Source organism: Streptomyces sp. SID5785 (assembly GCF_009870065.1).
Taxonomy (GTDB): Bacteria; Actinomycetota; Actinomycetes; order Streptomycetales; family Streptomycetaceae; genus Streptomyces.
The window spans coordinates 1-17,031 of the sequence record NZ_WWIA01000630.1 but is presented as its reverse complement, the minus strand read 5'-3'; the positions used below and the strand labels follow the sequence as shown (position 1 = coordinate 17,031).

Annotated in this window: 17 protein-coding genes; 6 read left to right on the top strand and 11 right to left on the bottom strand. The window is 74.3% G+C overall.

What is annotated here, in order from left to right:
• On the top strand, nucleotides 1–790 hold a 790-nt coding region (locus GTW43_RS20655), incomplete at its 5' end, for a DEAD/DEAH box helicase (protein ID WP_161303503.1).
• On the top strand, nucleotides 787–2,109 hold the full coding sequence (locus GTW43_RS20650) for an SWIM zinc finger family protein (protein ID WP_161303502.1): 1,323 nt from the start codon (nucleotides 787–789) through the stop codon (nucleotides 2,107–2,109). The genes GTW43_RS20655 and GTW43_RS20650, both read left to right, overlap by 4 nt.
• Nucleotide 2,110: 1 nt before the next feature.
• Here GTW43_RS20650 and GTW43_RS20645 read toward each other — a convergent pair whose 3' ends face one another.
• From GTW43_RS20645 to GTW43_RS20630, 4 genes are all read right to left on the bottom strand, one after another.
• Nucleotides 2,111–2,572, bottom strand: coding sequence for a hypothetical protein (locus GTW43_RS20645; RefSeq protein WP_161303501.1), 462 nt, complete (start codon nucleotides 2,570–2,572; stop codon nucleotides 2,111–2,113).
• 136 nt (nucleotides 2,573–2,708) lie between these two features.
• On the bottom strand, nucleotides 2,709–3,803 hold the full coding sequence (locus tag GTW43_RS20640; protein ID WP_161303500.1) for a mechanosensitive ion channel domain-containing protein: 1,095 nt from the start codon (nucleotides 3,801–3,803) through the stop codon (nucleotides 2,709–2,711).
• 100 nt (nucleotides 3,804–3,903) lie between these two features.
• Nucleotides 3,904–4,548, bottom strand: a complete 645-nt coding sequence (locus GTW43_RS20635) for a hypothetical protein (RefSeq protein WP_343246071.1) — start codon at nucleotides 4,546–4,548, stop codon at nucleotides 3,904–3,906.
• Nucleotides 4,545–5,753: a pyridoxal phosphate-dependent aminotransferase gene (locus tag GTW43_RS20630; RefSeq protein WP_161303499.1), complete on the bottom strand. Its 1,209-nt coding sequence runs from the start codon at nucleotides 5,751–5,753 to the stop codon at nucleotides 4,545–4,547. Before GTW43_RS20630 ends, GTW43_RS20635 begins: the two co-directional genes overlap by 4 nt.
• An 80-nt stretch (nucleotides 5,754–5,833) precedes the next feature.
• Here GTW43_RS20630 and GTW43_RS20625 point away from each other — a divergent pair, with 80 nt between their 5' ends.
• Nucleotides 5,834–6,466 (top strand): helix-turn-helix domain-containing protein, encoded by a 633-nt coding sequence (locus GTW43_RS20625; RefSeq protein ID WP_161303498.1) that lies wholly within the window; start codon nucleotides 5,834–5,836, stop codon nucleotides 6,464–6,466.
• Between the two features lie 60 nt (nucleotides 6,467–6,526).
• Here GTW43_RS20625 and GTW43_RS20620 read toward each other — a convergent pair whose 3' ends face one another.
• The 3 genes from GTW43_RS20620 to GTW43_RS20610 all read right to left on the bottom strand — a co-directional run bounded on the left by GTW43_RS20620 (nucleotide 6,527) and on the right by GTW43_RS20610 (nucleotide 9,891).
• Nucleotides 6,527–7,261, bottom strand: coding sequence for a hypothetical protein (locus GTW43_RS20620; RefSeq protein ID WP_161303497.1), 735 nt, complete (start codon nucleotides 7,259–7,261; stop codon nucleotides 6,527–6,529).
• Nucleotides 7,261–8,556, bottom strand: coding sequence for a VWA domain-containing protein (locus GTW43_RS20615; RefSeq protein ID WP_161303496.1), 1,296 nt, complete (start codon nucleotides 8,554–8,556; stop codon nucleotides 7,261–7,263). Before GTW43_RS20615 ends, GTW43_RS20620 begins: the two co-directional genes overlap by 1 nt.
• Before the next feature lie 99 nt (nucleotides 8,557–8,655).
• Nucleotides 8,656–9,891: an FAD-dependent monooxygenase gene (locus tag GTW43_RS20610; RefSeq protein WP_161303495.1), complete on the bottom strand. Its 1,236-nt coding sequence runs from the start codon at nucleotides 9,889–9,891 to the stop codon at nucleotides 8,656–8,658.
• A 113-nt stretch (nucleotides 9,892–10,004) separates the two neighbouring features.
• On the opposite strand from GTW43_RS20610, the gene GTW43_RS20605 reads away from it, so the two are divergent.
• A complete protein-coding gene (locus GTW43_RS20605) occupies nucleotides 10,005–10,919 on the top strand; it encodes a HipA family kinase (RefSeq protein WP_161303494.1) in 915 nt (304 codons plus the stop codon).
• Nucleotides 10,920–10,992: 73 nt separating this feature from the next.
• On the opposite strand, the gene aceB is transcribed toward GTW43_RS20605, so the two are convergent.
• Together aceB and GTW43_RS20595 are read right to left on the bottom strand one after the other, a co-directional pair.
• Complete coding sequence (gene aceB / locus GTW43_RS20600) at nucleotides 10,993–12,615, bottom strand: malate synthase A (protein WP_161303493.1); 1,623 nt, start codon at nucleotides 12,613–12,615, stop codon at nucleotides 10,993–10,995.
• A 196-nt stretch (nucleotides 12,616–12,811) separates the two neighbouring features.
• Nucleotides 12,812–13,411, bottom strand: coding sequence for a nucleotidyltransferase family protein (locus GTW43_RS20595; protein ID WP_161303492.1), 600 nt, complete (start codon nucleotides 13,409–13,411; stop codon nucleotides 12,812–12,814).
• Nucleotides 13,412–13,642: 231 nt separating this feature from the next.
• Here GTW43_RS20595 and GTW43_RS20590 point away from each other — a divergent pair, with 231 nt between their 5' ends.
• Nucleotides 13,643–13,957: a DUF5955 family protein gene (locus GTW43_RS20590; RefSeq protein WP_161303491.1), complete on the top strand. Its 315-nt coding sequence runs from the start codon at nucleotides 13,643–13,645 to the stop codon at nucleotides 13,955–13,957.
• A gap of 73 nt (nucleotides 13,958–14,030) precedes the next feature.
• Here GTW43_RS20590 and GTW43_RS20585 read toward each other — a convergent pair whose 3' ends face one another.
• Nucleotides 14,031–14,561, bottom strand: a complete 531-nt coding sequence (locus tag GTW43_RS20585) for a universal stress protein (RefSeq protein WP_161303490.1) — start codon at nucleotides 14,559–14,561, stop codon at nucleotides 14,031–14,033.
• Between the two features lie 104 nt (nucleotides 14,562–14,665).
• Between GTW43_RS20585 and GTW43_RS20580 the strand changes: the two genes are divergently transcribed.
• The gene (locus tag GTW43_RS20580) at nucleotides 14,666–16,117 is read left to right on the top strand and encodes a PLP-dependent aminotransferase family protein (RefSeq protein WP_237536717.1); all 1,452 of its coding nucleotides are present in this window, start codon (nucleotides 14,666–14,668) and stop codon (nucleotides 16,115–16,117) included.
• Between the two features lie 63 nt (nucleotides 16,118–16,180).
• Here GTW43_RS20580 and GTW43_RS20575 read toward each other — a convergent pair whose 3' ends face one another.
• Nucleotides 16,181–16,987, bottom strand: a complete 807-nt coding sequence (locus tag GTW43_RS20575) for an IclR family transcriptional regulator (RefSeq protein ID WP_161303488.1) — start codon at nucleotides 16,985–16,987, stop codon at nucleotides 16,181–16,183.
• Nucleotides 16,988–17,031 lie beyond the last annotated feature (44 nt).

Below are 17,031 nucleotides of genomic sequence, written 5' to 3'. Positions count from 1 at the left end.
GAAGTCCGACCCGGGCATCGTGCCCGAGCTGCCGCCCAAGACCGAGTCCGACCACCCGGCGCCCCTCACCCGCGAACAGGCCTCTCTCTACGAGGCCGTGGTCCGCGAGTCCATGGCGCAGATCGAGGCCGCGGAGGGCATCGGCCGGCGCGGCCTCGTCATGAAGCTGCTCACCTCCCTCAAGCAGATCTGCAACCACCCGGCGCAGTACCTGAAGGAGGCCGAGGACGGCCGCCCCCGGCTCGCGGGCCGGTCCGGCAAGCTGGCGCTGCTCGACGAGCTCTTGGACACGATCGTTGCGGAGGACGGTTCGGGCGGCTCCGTGCTCGTCTTCACCCAGTACGTCTCGATGGCGAAGCTCCTCGCCACCCACCTGACCACCCGGGGCATCGCGAGCCAACTGCTGCACGGCGGCACGCCCGTCAGCGAGCGCGAGCGGATGGTCGACCGGTTCCAGGCGGGCGAAGTCCCGGTGTTCCTACTGTCGTTGAAGGCGGCCGGCACCGGGCTGAACCTCACACGCGCGGGCCACGTCGTGCACTTCGACCGCTGGTGGAACCCGGCCGTCGAGGAGCAGGCCACCGACCGCGCCTACCGCATCGGACAGACCCAGCCCGTCCAGGTCCACCGCCTCATCACCGAGGGCACCGTCGAGGACCGCATCGCCGAACTGCTCGCGGGCAAGCGGGCGCTGGCCGACGCCGTGCTCGGCTCCGGCGAGGCCGCCCTCACCGAGCTGTCCGACCGTGATCTGAGCGATCTCGTCTCGCTGCGGAGGCAGACGTCATGAGTCCCGCACGGCCGCGCCGGCCCGCCGCGCACGTCCCCGGCCGCGCCCGCTCCGGCGAGCAGGCGCAGGCCCGGCACACCGACACCCGCCGCACCTTCCCGCCGCTGCCCCCACGCGCACGGCCGGCCACCGCCTTCGCCCTCACCTGGTGGGGGAACGCCTGGGTGGACGCCCTGGAGGACACCGCCCTCGATCCCGCGCGGCTCGCCCGCGGGCGCGCGTACGCGGACCGCGGCCACGTCGACGCGATCACCGTCACGCCCGGCCGCGTCGTCGCGTACGTGCACGGCTCGCGCCCCCGCCCCTACCGGGCCGAACTGGTGCTGCGCACCCTGCCGGACGAGGCCTGGGACCGCTTCGTGCAGAGCGCCGCCGCGCGCCCCGACCACATGGCCTCGCTCCTCGACAAGGACGTCCCGCACGCCCTCGCCGCGACCTGCGGCCTGCTGCCCGCCGTCGACGACCTCACCCCCGACTGCACCTGCCCCGACCGGGTCCAGCCCTGCAAGCACGCCGCCGCGCTCTGCCACCAGACGGCGCGGCTGATCGACGAGGACCCGTTCGTCCTGTTCCTGCTGCGCGGCCGCGGCGAGCAGGAGCTGCTCGCCGCACTCACCCGGCGGCACGCCGCGCACACGGCGCAGGAGCAGAGCGAGGGCGCGGAGGCCGCAGGACCGGAGCTCGACTCGGTGCCCGCCCGCGACGTGTTCGCCCGGGCCGCGGACCGACGGCCCCCGCCGCCCCCCGAGTTCCCGCCGCCCGCGCGCCCGGAGCGCCCGCCGTCCTACCCGCAGGCGCAGGGCGCCCCCGACCCGCTCTCCCTCGACCTCCTCGCCACCGAGGCGGCCGCCCGCGCGCACGCGCTCCTGACGACGGGCGCCGACCCGATCGCCGGGTTCACGCCCTGGCAGGACGCCGTCCGGCTGGCCGCCGCGCACCCCGGGGCGGGGCTCACCGCGGCCACCCGCACCCTGTACGCGTCGCTGGCCCGCGGCACCGGGCGCACCCCGGGGGACCTCGCCCGTGCGGTGGCCGCCTGGCGGCAGGGCGGCGCCGACGGGCTCGGGGTCCTCGAGGAGGAGTGGGACCCGCCGGCCGGTCCCTTCGACCGGGCCCGCCCCGCTCTCCTGGCCGCGGGCCACCCGGAGTTCCGGCCCCGGCGCAATCATCTGTCGGCCGTGTCGCTCCAGCTCCGCCTGGGCCGCGACGGACGCTGGTACGGCTACGAGTCGGACCCCGGCCGCGAGGACTGGTGGCCCCGCGGCGAGCCGTCCCCCGACCCGGTCGTGGCCCTCGACTCGCTTCTCGGCCGCGTCTGAGTCACCGGTCGACGGTCGGCGCGGCCCGGGACACGAAGGTGTCCAGGGCCGTCTTGGCCTGCCGGGAGCGCCGGTCCCGTTCGCTCTCGTCGGCGGCCTCGTGCATGCAGTGCGTGAACTCGAAGGCCTGCACCGCCAGTTGGCGCAGGGTGGCATCACCGCAGACCAGCTGGAGCCGGGTGAGCCCGGCCCGCGCCGCGATCCGCGCCTCGTACGAGGCGAAGCGGGAGGCGTCGGCGGCGCCGGACGGCCCGTCCTCCCGGGCCCGGTACCAGCGGTCGTTCTGCGCCCGCCGGTAGTCGTGCAGCACCCCGGCGAACGCGCTGTACGCCGCGATCCGCTCCTGCCGGATCTGCTCGGCCCGCGCCAGCTCGGCACTGCGCACGCTGGCCCGCGCCTGGAAGAAGTGCGTGACCACGGACCCCAGCAACGTGCCCAGCACGGCAATCAGCGCCGCTTCCATCCCACCGCACCCCTCGTCGAACGGCCGCAGCCCGGCGTCCGGCCCGTGACGTCCGCCGCCGGGCCCGGGGACGAACTCAACCCGATGAACGCGACGCTGTCGAGCGGCCCGCCCGCCCGCGCTGTCGCCCGCGCCGTCAGCCGCGACCGGTCCGCGGCGGCCGGCCCGCGCGGGTCAGGGACACCGCGTCCGTGTCCGGAACCGGTGCGGCAGGCGCCGTGTTGACGCGCGGCAGGGCGTAGGGGTGCTCGTCGGTGAGCCAGCGGATCAGGTGCTCGCGGACCGTGACGCGCACCGTCCAGATGTCGTCCGCGTCCTTCGCGGTGACGACGGCCCGTACCTGGAGCGTGCTCGGCGTCGTGTCCGTGACGGCCAGCCCCCAGTTGCGGCCGTCCCAGGCCGGGCACTCGAGCAGGATGGCGTGCAGCTGCTCGCGCATCGCGTCCATCGGAGCGCTGTGGTCCAGGTGGAAGTAGACCGTGCCGGTCATCTGGGCGCCGCCGCGCGACCAGTTCTCGAACGGCATCGAGGTGAAGTAGGAGACCGGCATGGTGATCCGGCGCTCGTCCCACGTGCGGACCGTCAGATACGTGAGGGTGACCTCCTCGATGGTGCCCCACTCGCCGTCGACCACGACGGTGTCGCCGATCCGCACCATGTCGCCGAACGCGATCTGGAATCCGGCGAAGAGGTTGCCCAGCGTCGACTGGGCGGCGACACCGGCGACGATGCCGACGATGCCGGCGGACGCGAGCAGCGAGGCGCCGGCCGCGCGGAACGCGGGGAACGTGAGCAGCATCGCGGCGACCGCCACCACGCCGACCACGGCCGTGACGATCCGCTGGATCAGGGTGACCTGGGTCCGCACCCGGCGTACCCGTTCGGGGTCCCGGTGCTGGTGCGCGTAGCGGGCGTAGGACGACTCGACGATCGCCGTCGCGATCCGCATGACGAGCCAGGCCGTGGCCCCGATGAGGACGAGACTGAGCAGGCGTCCGATCGCGGCCGTGTGGTCCCGGGCCAGCTCGGCCTGGTCGTAGGAGCCGCGCAGCAGGGCCGCGCACAGCACCAGCTGGTACGGGAGCCGGCAGCGGCGCAGCAGCCCCCACAGCGGGGTCTCGGGGTGGCGCCGGTCGGCGCGCTGCAGCAGACGGTCCACGGCCCACCCGACGAGGAGGGTGAGCACGACGGAGCCGCCGATCACGGTCAGCGGACGCAGTACGTTCTCCATCCCCCGACCGTAACGGCCGGGCGGAACCGGCCGTTCAGCCCCCTCCCGCTCCGCGCCCCTCGTCCGCGACCGGACGCGCCCGTCCACCCGGACAAGTCGCTCAACACCTGACAGTCCGCGCCGCATCGAGCACGGCCGCCGCCAGCCGGTCCGGAGTGCGGGCTGGCGCCGTGTCGAGCAGGGGGAGTCCCAGCCGCCCGGCGGCGTCGAGCATCGCGGTCCGGTAGCGCAGGGTCCGTCCGAGGAAGGCGTCGACCAGGCGGCGCCCCGCAACCGGCAGCCCGTCGTACCCCGACGTGGTGTGCATGCGGGAGGTGAGCACGGCCGGGCGCGCCGTGAGCCAGACCGCGGCCGTGCGGGGCAGCGTCAGCCGGGCGACCCGCTCGGGCCACAGGGCCGAGCCCTCCAGGACGAGCCCACGCGCGGGTCCGGCCGTCAGGGCGTACGGGGTGATCAGCTCCTCGACGCGGGGCCAGAGCCGCTCGTAGTGGTCGAGGACCGAGCGCAGGAGCGCGTCGGCGGGCAGCGTGGTGTAGTGCTCGGCGACGTGCGGCGGCACCTGAGGGCGGTCCTCGGTCGGCCAGGGGCGGCCGGGATGCCGGGCGAGGCCGTCCGTCGACAGGCAGGCGAAGCCGAGCCGGTCCGCCACCGCGCGGGCCGCCGTCGACTTGCCGGTGTGCGACGTGCCGCCGATCAGCAGCACGCGCACGCCGCCGTCCGCCGCCGCGTCCCCGGACCGGGTCACTGGCGGTACCCGGTCAGAAAGCGGCCGATGCGGCTGATCGCCGCGTCGAGGTCGTCGGCGTACGGGAGGGTCAGGATGCGGAAGTGGTCGGGCCGTGGCCAGTTGAAACCCGTGCCCTGGACGACCTGGATCTTCTCGCGCAGCAGCAGGTCCAGGACGAACTTCTCGTCGTCGACGATCGGGTGCACGGCCGGGTCGATGCGGGGGAACGCGTAGAGGGCGCCCTTGGGCTTGACGCAGCTGACGCCCGGGATCTCGTTGAGCTTCTCCCACGCCTTGTCGCGCTGCTCGTGCAGCCGGCCGCCCGGCGCGGTCAGGTCGCGGATCGACTGGCGGCCGCCGAGCGCGGCCTGGATCGCGTACTGCGCCGGGGCGTTGGCGCACAGGCGCATGGAGGCCAGCATCGTGAGGCCCTCCAGGTAGTCCTTGGCGTGCTGCTTGGGGCCGGTGACCACCAGCCAGCCGGACCGGAAGCCCGCCACGCGGTACGTCTTCGACAGCCCGCAGAACGTGAGGACGACCAGGTCGGGGGCGAGGGCGGCGGCGCTGTGGTGCACGGCGTCGTCGTACAGGATCTGGTCGTAGATCTCGTCGGCGAACACCATCAGGCCGTGCCGGCGGGCCAGGTCGAGGATGCCCTCGACGATCTCCTTGGGGTAGACGGCGCCGGTGGGGTTGTTGGGGTTGATGATGACGACCGCCTTGGTGCGGTCCGTGATCTTCGACTCCATGTCGGCGAGGTCCGGGTTCCAGTCGGCCTGTTCGTCGCAGAGGTAGTGGACGGCCCTGCCGCCGGAGAGGTTCGTGACCGCTGTCCACAGGGGGAAGTCCGGCGCGGGGATGAGGACTTCGTCGCCGTTCTCGAGCAGGGCCTGCATGGCCATGGTGATCAGCTCGGAGACGCCGTTGCCCAGGTAGACGTCGTCGACGTCGACCTCGAGGCCCAGGGTCTGGTAGCGCTGCGCGACGGCGCGCCGGGCGGAGAGGACGCCACGGGAGTCCGTGTAGCCGTGCGCCTGCGGGAGCATCCGGATCATGTCCTGGACGATCTCCTCCGGCGCCTCGAAGCCGAACAGGGCCGGGTTGCCGGTGTTCAGGCGCAGCACGCTGTGGCCCGCCTCCTCCAGCGCGTTGGCGTGCTCGATCACCGGGCCGCGGATCTCGTAGCAGACCTCGCTCAGCTTGCTCGACTGCCGGAACTCCATGTGCGTGCCTCCTAGCTGGGATACTTGGTTTTACCAAGCTGGAGCTTGGAAAGTCCAACAAGTTGCATAGACTGCCTGTCATGTCACGCCGAAGCTACGACCAGTACTGCGCAGCCGCCCGCGCTCTCGACGTCGTCGGGGACCGCTGGACGCTGCTGATCGTGCGGGAACTCCTCGCCGGGCCGCGCCGCTACACGGACCTGCACGCCGATCTCCCCGGCGTCAGCACGGACATGCTGGCCACACGCCTCAAGGACATGGAGCGGGACGGGATCGCCGCGCGCCGCCGCCTGAGCCCGCCCGCCTCGGCGTACGTGTACGAACTCACCCCGAGCGGACGGGCGTTGCTGCCCGTGCTGCAGGCGCTGGGGGAGTGGGGCGCGCCGCTGCTCGCGGAGCGGCGGGCGACCGACGCGGTGCGCGCGCACTGGCTGGCCCTGCCCGTGCTGCAGGGGCTCGCGGGCCTGGGCGAGAGCGGCGTGGTGGCGGTACGGGTCGACGAGGGCGAGTTCTTCGTGCGGGTCGGTCTCGAGGGGGACCCGTACGGGGAGGGGGCCGTCGGGGAGGGCGAGGCCGATGTGCGGCTGGAGCTGAGCGCGGAGGCCGCCGCGGGGATCGCCCGGGGCGACCTGGCGGTGGCGCAGGCGGTGCGGGCGGGTTCGGCCCGGGTGACCGGCGAGGGCGCGCTGGCGAAGGCGCTGCTGCGGGGCTGAGCCCCGCACCCCCTGGAGGGCACGCGGTGTGCCTCCGGGGGAGCGGGACTCAGCGGGTGGTCACGGGCGACGGGGGCGCGTCAGGGTGTAGCCCCAGATGCCGGTCAGGGCGGCGAGGGCGGCGCCGAGACCGGTCCAGATCCAGCGGGAGGTCCACCAGGCGGACGCCCAGTCGTGGTCGTCCGCCGAGGCACCCGGGGGCAGCAGCGGCGTCGACAGCGCACCGTCGACGGCCACGGCGCCGCCGAGGTCCTTCGACTCCGCCTCGACGGACGCCGACACCGGAAGGCCCAGATCCGCGTCGTCGAGCGCGGACACCGTCAGCCGGACGTAGTACGCGCCGGGCAGCGGGTCGTCGGCCCACGGCTCGGACCAGGCCCGCACCGGACGCAGGGTGCAGGCCAGTTCGACCCGCTCGGCGTCGGCCGGCGCCGAGCGCGCCTGCATCCCGTACATGCACGCCTGGCGGCGCCGCAGACCGTCGTACACGTCGATCCGCCAGGTCTGCGCCCCGTGCCGGGACTGCGCCGCGGGCAGCTTCACCTGCGCGCGAACCGTCGGCCGCTCACCGGCGTCCGCGGGGAACGACCAGTACAGGTAGTCGCCCGTCGAGGCGCTCGCCGTGGCCTTCTGGCCCTGCTCGAAGGCGGCCGCCGTGCGGAACGACGTGCCCGCCTCGGTCGGCGCCTTCGGTGTGGCGTCGTCCTCGTCGTCGGCGGCCGCCGGACCGGCGAACGCGAGGAACGATCCCACGCAGACCAGCAGCGCGGTCGTCAGAAATCCTGTGCGTCGCATCAGTTCGTCCTCCAGACGGCCACGCGCCAGCGCGAGAGCCAGCCCCAGATCACACCGGCGACGAGGCCGGCGACGGCGAGTGCGCCGAGCAGCCACCAGCCGCGGCCCAGGCCGAACGCCGCCACGTCGGAGGAGCCGTCGGGCCCGTCCACGACGTCGACGGTGAGCTCGACCGGCAGGCCCGGCGTCGTCTTCACGGAGGCCGGTGCGGAGTAGGAGTTCGAGACCTGGAGGCAGACCGTCTCCGCGTCCGACCCGTCCGCGTCCGCCCCGTCCGTGCCCGACCCGGCCTCCGGCCTCGGGTAGCGCAGGCCCGTCGAGACGACGTCCGTCCGCCCGTCGCCGGCGCCTTGCCCGCGCACGATCTCCCGGCCGTGCGTGGTGACGGCGCGCAGCAGCACGCCGTAGTCCCGGTTCACCGCCCGGTCGGCGGCGACGCTCACCGCGGCCCGCAGCTCCTTGCCCGGCGCGACGTCCACCCGGTAGTAGCGGTGCTCGCCGAACTTCTCCCGGTCCGTGTACAGACCGGGCTTGAGCTGCGGGGCGCCCGCGCACTGCGCCGCGCCGTCCACCGCGACCGGCGTCACGGCCGGGTCCGCCGCACGGTCGACCAACTGGCCGACGCGGTCCGTCAGTTCGTCCTTGTGCCGGACGGAGGTGTACGTGCCCCCGGTCGCGTCCGCGATGCACGACAGCTGCGCCCGCGTCTTGGCGTCGGCGACGAGGCCGAGCGTGTCGATGGTCAGGCCGATGCCCTTGGCCGCGATCTTTCGGGCGACCTCGCACGGGTCCATCGGCTGACAGGTGTCCTCGCCGTCGCTGATGAGGACGATGCGGCGGGTGCCGTCACCGCCCTCCAGGTCGTCGGCGGCCTTGAGCAGGGCCGGGCCGATCGGCGTCCAGCCGGTGGGCCGCAGCGTCGCCACGGCGGTCTTCGCCTCGGTGCGGTCCAGCGGTCCCACGGGATAGAGCTGCGCGGTGTCCTTGCAGCCCGTCCTGCGGTCCTCGCCGGGGTAGTTCGCACCGAGGGTGCGTATGCCGAGCTCGACCTCCTCGGGTGTCGCGTCGAGCACCTCGTCGAAGGCCTGCTTCGCCGCGGCCATCCGGGAGTCGCCGTCGATGTCGCGGGCCCGCATGGATCCGCTGACGTCCAGGACGAGTTCGACCTTGGGGGCGGGCTTGTCCCCCGCGGGCTCGTCGGCGGCCGCCGCGCCGCCGACGGGGCCGAACCCGCCGAGGGCGAGGGCGGTGAGCAGGGCACCCGCGCCCGCCGCCAACCGTTTTCTAGTGATCATCGGCGGATCCTATGGAGCCGGGCGCGCCGATGCCAAAACAGCGGGGGACCAGCGAGGAAATGCTGACAGGGGCTCAGCCGCCGCCCGCCCCCGCGGACTTCAGTCGCCGTCGCGCGCGATGCTCCGGCCGCCGAACGCCCCCGCCCCGTCCATCGCACCCCACCACGCCTCCAGCGCCGCCCGGTCCATGGAGGGCCAGTCGGGGGTCCGCTCGACCAGCTCCCGGCCCAGCCGGCGGCCGAGCGTCACCATGGTGCGCCCCACGGGCGCGCGGTCCGCGTCGTACGCGGCGAGGGCGGCGGCCACGTCGGGTGCTCCGGTCAGCGCGGCCTCCAGGGCCGTCGCGTCCTGCAGCGCCTTGACCGCGCCCGCGCCGGTGTGCGGCCGGGCCACGGTCGCCGCGTCGCCGGTCAGGGCCATCCCCGGCGCCGTGTACCGCTCGGCGGTGAAGTCGTACAGGGGCTGGAGGATCAGCTCCTCGGCCGTGGTCAGCCGGACCAGCTCACCCCAGTACGGCGGCAGCAGCTCCTCGGCGATGTACCCCAGCCGGTCCCGCAGCGGCTGCGGCGCGGTGCCCGGCGGCAGGCTCACCGGCGAGTCGGGGGCCGGGGCGTGCCCGGGCGGCGGCGTCGCGTACAGCACCCAGTTGGCGTGCTGTCCCGCACCGGCGTGGGCCGGGATGCGGTACACGATCAGATGCCCGCCCGGGAAGACGACGTACGCGCACTCGTCCTCGGGCCACCGGCCGGGCGCGGAGAGCCGGTCGACGGGGAAGGCGCCGCGCCAGGCCGTGTACCCGGCGTACTGCGGGAGCACGTCGCCGCAGGCCGCGGCCCGCACCACGGACCGGTAGCCGTCCGCGCCGACCACCAGGTCGAACCGCTCGGCCGGCCCGTCGCCGGCCCGGATCAGCACCCCGTCCCCGTCCGGGGCGGCGGCCACCTCGCGCACCGGCGAGCCCGCCCGCACGTCCACGTCGGAGGGCACCCGCCGCCGCAGCTCGCGCCACAGCGAGCCCCAGTTGTAGGTGCGGAACGGGAAGGGCTGGGCCCACAGCCTGCGGCCCAGGGGAGAGGCGGCGTCGTCGCGTACGTACCAGTGCCGGGTCGTCATCTGCACCCACGGCATCGACGCGTCGACATAGCCCGCACCGGCCAGCTCCGCGTACCGGTCGTCGTGCAGCGCGATGCCGACGCCCCGCGAGTCGAGGGCGCCGCCCGCCCGCTCGTGCACCGTGATCGCCCCGGCCCCGGCCCGCCGCGCGGCCAGCGCCGCGGCACATCCCGCGATGCTGCCGCCCACGACGGCGACGGACGGTCCCTGGTCCCTGCGCATGGCTGCTTCACTCCCCCTGGTCGACGACACCGCCATGATCCTTCCAGGCCCGCGCGCGCCCCGGGCGGAAAACCGGCAGGAACCGGCCGCGCCCGCTGATCTACAGTGGCGTTGTGCTGCGAGAAGTGACTGCCGTCCGCTATGTGAACCCGCTGCGCACCGGAGGGTCCGTCCCCGGTGTCGTCGAGGCGGACGACCTCGGGACGTACGTCCTGAAGTTCACCGGCTCCGCGCAGGGCGTCAAGGCGCTCGTCGCGGAGATCGTCGTCGGGGAGCTGGCCCGGCGGCTCGGGCTGCGCTTCCCCGAGCTGGTGCTCGCGCACTTCGACCCGGCGGTCGCCGCGGACGAGCCGCACCAGGAGGTGCAGGACCTGCTGCGGGCCAGCGCCGGGGTCAATCTGGGCATGGACTTCCTGCCGGGGGCCGCCGACCTCACGCCCGAGATCGCCGCCGCGTTCCCCGTCGACCCGCTGGAGGCCGGGCGGATCGTCTGGCTGGACGCGCTCACGGTCAACGTGGACCGCACCGTGCACAGTTCGAACCTGATGGTCTGGCCGACGTTCGGCACGGCGCCGCCCAGGCTCTGGCTGATCGACCACGGGGCGGCGCTCGTCTTCCACCACCGCTGGGACGGGGCCGCGCCCGAGAAGGCGTACGACTTCCGGCATCACGCGCTCGGCGGGTACGGGCCCGACGTGCGGGCGGCCGACGCGGAGCTCGCCCCGCGGGTGACAGAGGAGATGCTGCGGGAGGTGCTCGCGCTGGTGCCGGACGCGTGGCTGGTGGACGAGCCCGGATTCGACGGGCCCGACGCGGTGCGGAGCGCGTACGTGGACTTTCTGCTGGCCCGCGCCCGCAGCTCGGCCTCCTGGCTGCCGACCGACTTCCCGTCGCGGGACGAGCTGGCCGCGGTGGACGCGCGGCGGGCTGCCGCCATGGAGCGGGAGCGTCCGGCCTGGCTGAAGCGGGTCCCGGATCTTCACGGGAAGCCGGGGGCCCAGCAGGACTGGTCGGTTCACCTGGGCTGAGCGGGCGCGGACGCCGACGGTGCGCGAAGGCCCCCGGCGCTGTGCGGTGCCGGGGGCCTGAGACGCGGGTGGATCAGCGGAGCTGCTCGTACGCGGGAAGCGTGAGGAAGTCCGCGTAGTCGGCGTCCAGGGAGACCTGGAGGAGCAGGTCGTGGGCCTGCTGCCACGTGCCGGCCGCGAAGGCCTCCTCACCGATCTCGGCCTTGATCTTCGCCAGCTCCTCGGCGGCGACCGTCCGCGCCAGCTCGGCGGTGGCGGCCTGGCCGTTCTCGAAGACGACGCCGGCGTTGATCCACTGCCAGATCTGCGAGCGCGAGATCTCCGCGGTGGCGGCGTCCTCCATCAGGTTGAAGATGGCGACGGCGCCCAGGCCCCGCAGCCACGCCTCGATGTACCGGATACCGACCTGGACGGCGTTGACGAGGCCGTCGTACGTGGGCTTCGCGTCGAGCGAGTCGATCGCGATGAGGTCGCCGGCGGCGACGGAGACGTCCTCGCGCAGGCGGTCCTTCTGGTTCGGCTTGTCGCCGAGGACCTTGTCGAAGGACTCCATGGCGATCGGGACGAGGTCGGGGTGGGCGACCCAGGAGCCGTCGAAGCCGTCGCCCGCCTCGCGGTCCTTGTCGTCGCGGACCTTCGCGAACGCCACCTTGTTGACCTCCGCGTCCTTGCGGGACGGGATGAAGGCCGCCATGCCGCCGATCGCGTGCGCGCCGCGCTTGTGGCAGGTGTGCACGAGCAGTTTGGTGTAGGCGCGCATGAACGGGGCGGTCATCGTCACCGCGTTGCGGTCCGGCAGGACGAACTTGGCGCCGCCGTCACGGAAGTTCTTGACGATGGAGAACAGGTAGTCCCAGCGGCCGGCGTTCAGCCCCGAGGCGTGGTCGCGCAGCTCGTAGAGGATCTCCTCCATCTCGTACGCGGCCGTGATCGTCTCGATGAGGACGGTGGCGCGGACGGTGCCCTGCGGGACGCCGACGTAGTCCTGGGCGAAGACGAAGATGTCGTTCCACAGGCGGGCCTCGAGGTACGACTCGGTCTTCGGCAGGTAGAAGTACGGGCCCTTGCCGAGCTCGATGAGCTTCTTGGCGTTGTGGAAGAAGTAGAGGCCGAAGTCGACCAGCGCGCCGGGGACGGGCTTGCCGGCCGCGTCCACCAGGTGGCGCTCATCGAGGTGCCAGCCGCGCGGGCGCATCACGACGGTCGCGAGCTGGTCGGCGTCCTTGAGCGCGTACGACTTGCCCGTGCGCTCGTCGGTGAAGTCGATGGAGCGGCCGTAGGCGGCGGTCAGGTTCAGCTGGCCGCCGATGACGTTCTCCCACGTGGGGGCCGAGGCGTCCTCGAAGTCGGCGAGCCACACCCGGGCGCCCGAGTTCAGGGCGTTGATCGTCATCTTGCGGTCGGTCGGGCCGGTGATCTCGACGCGGCGGTCGAGCAGCGCGGCCGGGGCCTCGGCGACCTTCCAGGAGTCGTCGGCGCGGACGGCGGCGGTCTCCGGGCGGAAGTCGAGCGTGGAGGTGCGGGCGATCTCGGCGCGGCGCTCGGCGCGGCGGGCGAGAAGCTCGTCACGCCGCGGCGTGAACAGCCGGTGCAGCTCGGCCACGAAGGCGAGGGCCGCATCGGTGAGCACCTCGTCCTGCCGGGGCAGGGGCTCGGCGTCGACGATGGCCAGCGGGGACGGCGCTGGTGCGGACATGAGGCTGTCACTTCCTTCAGCGAGCGGACGCGCGCGGCACCGGGTGCCGGGACGCCTGGGTATGGCTGCTGGCCCCGCTACGGGGGACCGGCCCTTCTGAACAGTGGATACTAGTTTCCTTATCGTGGAAGTTCAATGGTTTGTTGATGTCGAGATTCTCTGAGTCGACAGAACGTGGCGCTCAGTGCCACGCCTCTTACTCAAGGTGGCCGAGATCCGCCTCGGTGTCGATGTCGAAGGCCTCGGCGACGTCACCGCACTCCACCAGTTCCACGGATCCACCGTGCTCCTTCAGATAGGCCCGCGCACCGCGGTCGCCCGTCGCGCTCGCCGCGATCCCCGCCCAGTGCTCCCGGCCGAACAGCACCGGATGGCCGCGCTCCCCGTCGTACGCGGCCGCCGCGAGGGTCGCCGGCGAGCGGTACGCCGCCCGGACCCGGGCCACCGCCGCGGCGCCGATGCCCGGCTGGTCCACCAGGAGGACGAGCGCCGCGGCGGCGTCCGTCCCCGCGAGCGAGGCGAGACCGGCACGCAGGGACGAGCCCATGCCCTCGGCCCAGTCGGGGTTCACCACCGTGGTGAACCCGTCCAGCCGTGCCCGCTCCCGTACGGTGTCGGACGCCGCGCCGAGAACCACGTGGAGCGGGCCGCAGCCGCCCGCGCGCAGCACCTGCGCCGCGTGCTCCACGAGGGGCCGGCCGTGATGGGGGAGCAGCGCCTTGGGCCGCCCGCCGAGCCGCCGCCCGCCGCCCGCGGCGAGGAGCAGCCCCGCCACCTGTGTCTCACCAGTCGTCATGGCTCCTGCATACCGCACCGCGGCGCGGCGGGGCCGCGGACGGTGCGCGCCGCATGCGGTCGCCTTGCGCAACGGACTGGCGAAAAGGGGGGCGCGTGGCGTTAACTGGGCGGCCACGCAAGCCGGTTGAGCGTTTGACCACCGCTCGGGGCCGGTGCACGGGAACCATGCACGAGAACGATGTACGGGGGACGTATGACCGGCGCACAACGATGTGCGAGGGGGAGAGCTGTGTTGCGGAGTGTCGAGCACGGGTCGGTGGCGGGCAGCGACGAGGACCCGAGAGTGGCGGAGCTGCGGAGCGCGGTGTCCCGGCTGCGCCGTGAACTGGCCGGGTACGCGGTCGAGTTCCCGGACCGGGGCATCGCGGAGGACGAGCTGGCGGCGCTGGACGCGATGGCGCGGGGCGGGGCGCCGGAGGTGCCGCGGCTGCGGCGGTCGCTGCTGCTCGTCGCCGGGGCCGTCGGGTCCGTGAGCGCGTTGGCCCCGGCGCTGTCGCAGGTGCGGGGGGCTGTCGAGCTGTTCGGGGGGCCGCCGCGCGGGTGAGGGCTCGTCGCGCCGGGCGCGAGCGGCCCCGACGCGACCAGCCCCCAGTCTCCAGTCCCCAGTCTCCAGCCCCTCAGCCGCTGAGGCCGAAGTCCGCCGGGGACGCACGTCGCAGGGCCCGCAGATCCCCCCGCAGCGCGCCCCGCAGGGGAACGGTGAGCACCGGGCATCCCGCGGACCGCCGCAGCGCCCGCTCGACCCGCCCCCGGCGGAAGCGGCGCGGCCGCGCTCCCACCACGATCAGGTCGTCGGGCCGCCCGGCGAGGTCGAGCAGGGCGCGGTCCGCCCGCGCCCGCACCACCCGCAGCTCGACGCGCAGATCCGCCGGGACCCCGCCGAGCGCCTGCTCGACGGCCCGGGCCAGCGCGCCACGGGCCTCCTCGTACCAGAACCGGGCCCACTGCGGATCGGGCCGGCGCAGGTACAGCCCCTCGCCCTCGGGCGGCTCCCAGGCGAGCACGGCGACGAGGTCCCGGCCGGACCGGCGGGCGTGCGCGACGGCGAGGCGCAGCGCGCCCAGGCTCGCGGGTGACCCGCCGACCCCGACGACGACCCTCCCGCTGCGCGCGGCCGCGCCGCCCCCGTCCCTCGTGCCGGTCCTCATGGCATGCCTCCTCGTCCGCTTCCAGGCCACTGCGCAGCATTCTGTAGGCTGATTGGCCTGGACGGCAGGGCCAATACCGGAGATGTGGCATGGCAGGAGGCGGGATGAGCGGCACCGCGGGAGCGCTCGGCAGCAGGCGGCTCGGCACGCTGGTGACGGGGGTGACGGGCGAGCGGCCCGGCTATCGAGCCCTGGCCCAGGGCGTGCGCACCCTGCTCCTCGACGGCCGGATCGCCCTGCACGCCCGGTTGCCCGCCGAGCGCGAGTTCGCGGCGGCCCTGGGGGTCAGCCGGGCGACCGTCACCTCCGCGTACGACCTGCTGCGGGAGAGCGGTTACGCGCGCAGCAGGCGCGGCGCGGGCACCTGGACCGAGCTCCCCGAGGGGGTGCGGCCGACCAGCGTGGCGACGCCGGCCGCCGGCGAGGGGGTGATCGACCTGGCCATCGCCGCGCCGGGCGCGCTCGCCGACGAACTGTCCGCGGCGTACGCGGCGGCGGCGCCCGACGTGGCCCGGCACGCGGAGACCGCGGGCTACCACCCGTACGGGCTGCCGGAGCTGCGGGCCGCGATCGCCGAGCGGTACACGCGGCGCGGGCTGCCCACCCTGCCCGACCAGATCCTCGTGACGACCGGCGCCCAGCAGGCCGTCTCCCTGACCCTGACGCTGCTCGGCCGGCCCGGCGACCGGATCATGGTGGAGAACCCCTCGTACGCGAACGCGCTCGCGGTGATCCGGCAGCTGGGCCTGCGCACGGTCCCCGTGCCGGTCTCGGCGGACGGCTGGGACACCGAGCTGATGGAGGCGACGCTGCGGCAGGCGGCGCCGCGGCTCGCCTACCTGATCCCCGACTTCCAGAACCCGACGGGCCGGGTCATGCCGCAGGCCCAGCGCCAGCGGCTGCTGACGGCCGCGCGGGCGACGGGGACCTGGCTCGTGGTCGACGAGACGGTGGCGGACATCGCGCTGGACGTGCCGACGCCGCCGCCGTTCGGGTCGCTGGCCACCGGCGGCGGAGGCGAACAGGTCGTGACCGTCGGCTCGTTGAGCAAGGGTCACTGGAGCGGGCTGCGGGTCGGCTGGGTGCGCGCGGGCACCCGGCTCATCACGGAGCTGACGACGCTGCGGGTGACCGCCGACATGTCGGGGTCGGTGCTCGACCAGCTCGTGGCGGGCCGGCTCCTGGAGCGCGAGGAGGAGATCCTGCGCCGCCGGCTGCCGATCCTGCGGGAGCAGCGGGACCGGCTGGCGGAGCTGCTCGGCCGTACCTTCCCGGAATGGCGCTGGCAGCTGCCGCCCGGCGGGCTGTCGCTCTGGGTGGATCTGGGCCGGCCGGTCGCGTCGGCGCTCGCGCAGGCGGCGCTGCGGCACGGGGTGCGGATCGAGGGCGGGTCCCGCTTCGGGGCGGACCCCGGGACCTTCGAGCACCGGCTGCGCTTCCCCTACACCCAGCCGGCGGAACGGGCGGAGGAGGCGGTGCGGCGCATCGCGACGGGGCTCTCCGAGGGGCTGGCGGGGGGCGAGGTCGCCCCGGGGCGGCCCCACTGGGTGGCCTGACCGTCGGGCCGCCGGTGCCGCCCGGGGGCGGCCCGGCCGCGCCTGCCGACCCGCACCCGGTGGCTAGACGCCCGCCCCGGCACCCGTGCTGGCCAGCGCCGCCGACAACTCCCGCGCGACCTGCTGAAGCACCGGCACGATCTTGTCCGTGGCCGCCTCCGTGACCCGACCCGCGGGACCGGAGATGGAGATCGCCGCCGCCGTCGGGGAGTCCGGCACGGTCACCGCGAGACACCGGACTCCTATTTCCTGCTCGTTGTCGTCGACGGCGTACCCGAGCCCCCGCACCTCCTCGAGTGCGTCGAGGAACCCGTCCGGTGTGGTGATCGTCTTCTCGGTCGCCGCCGGCATGCCGGTGCGCGCGAGCAGTGCCCGCACCTCCTCGGCCGGGGTGTCCGCGAGCAGCGCCTTGCCCACTCCGGTGGAGTGCGGCAGTACGCGCCGGCCGACCTCGGTGAACATCCGCATGGAGTGCTTCGACGGCACCTGGGCCACGTAGACGATCTCGTCGCCGTCGAGCAGTGCCATGTTCGCCGTCTCGCCCGTCTCCTCGACCAGCCGCGCCAGGTAGGGGCGGGCCCAGGTGCCGAGCAGCCGGGACGCGGACTCGCCGAGGCGGATCAGGCGGGGGCCGAGCGCGTAGCGCCGGTTGGGCTGCTGGCGTACGTAGCCGCAGGCGACCAGGGTGCGCATGAGGCGGTGGATCGTGGGCAGCGGCAGGCCGCTGCTGGCCGACAACTCGCTCAGTCCGACCTCGCCACCGGCGTCGGCCATCCGCTCGAGCAGGTCGAAGGCGCGCTCGAGGGACTGGACACCACCGGTGGGCGCTGACTTTGCGGTCTCGGTGGTGCTGGCGTTGGACGTCGGCACGGCGCGTTCCTTTCGAGGACAGGCAAGCGATGGTGCAGCCTACC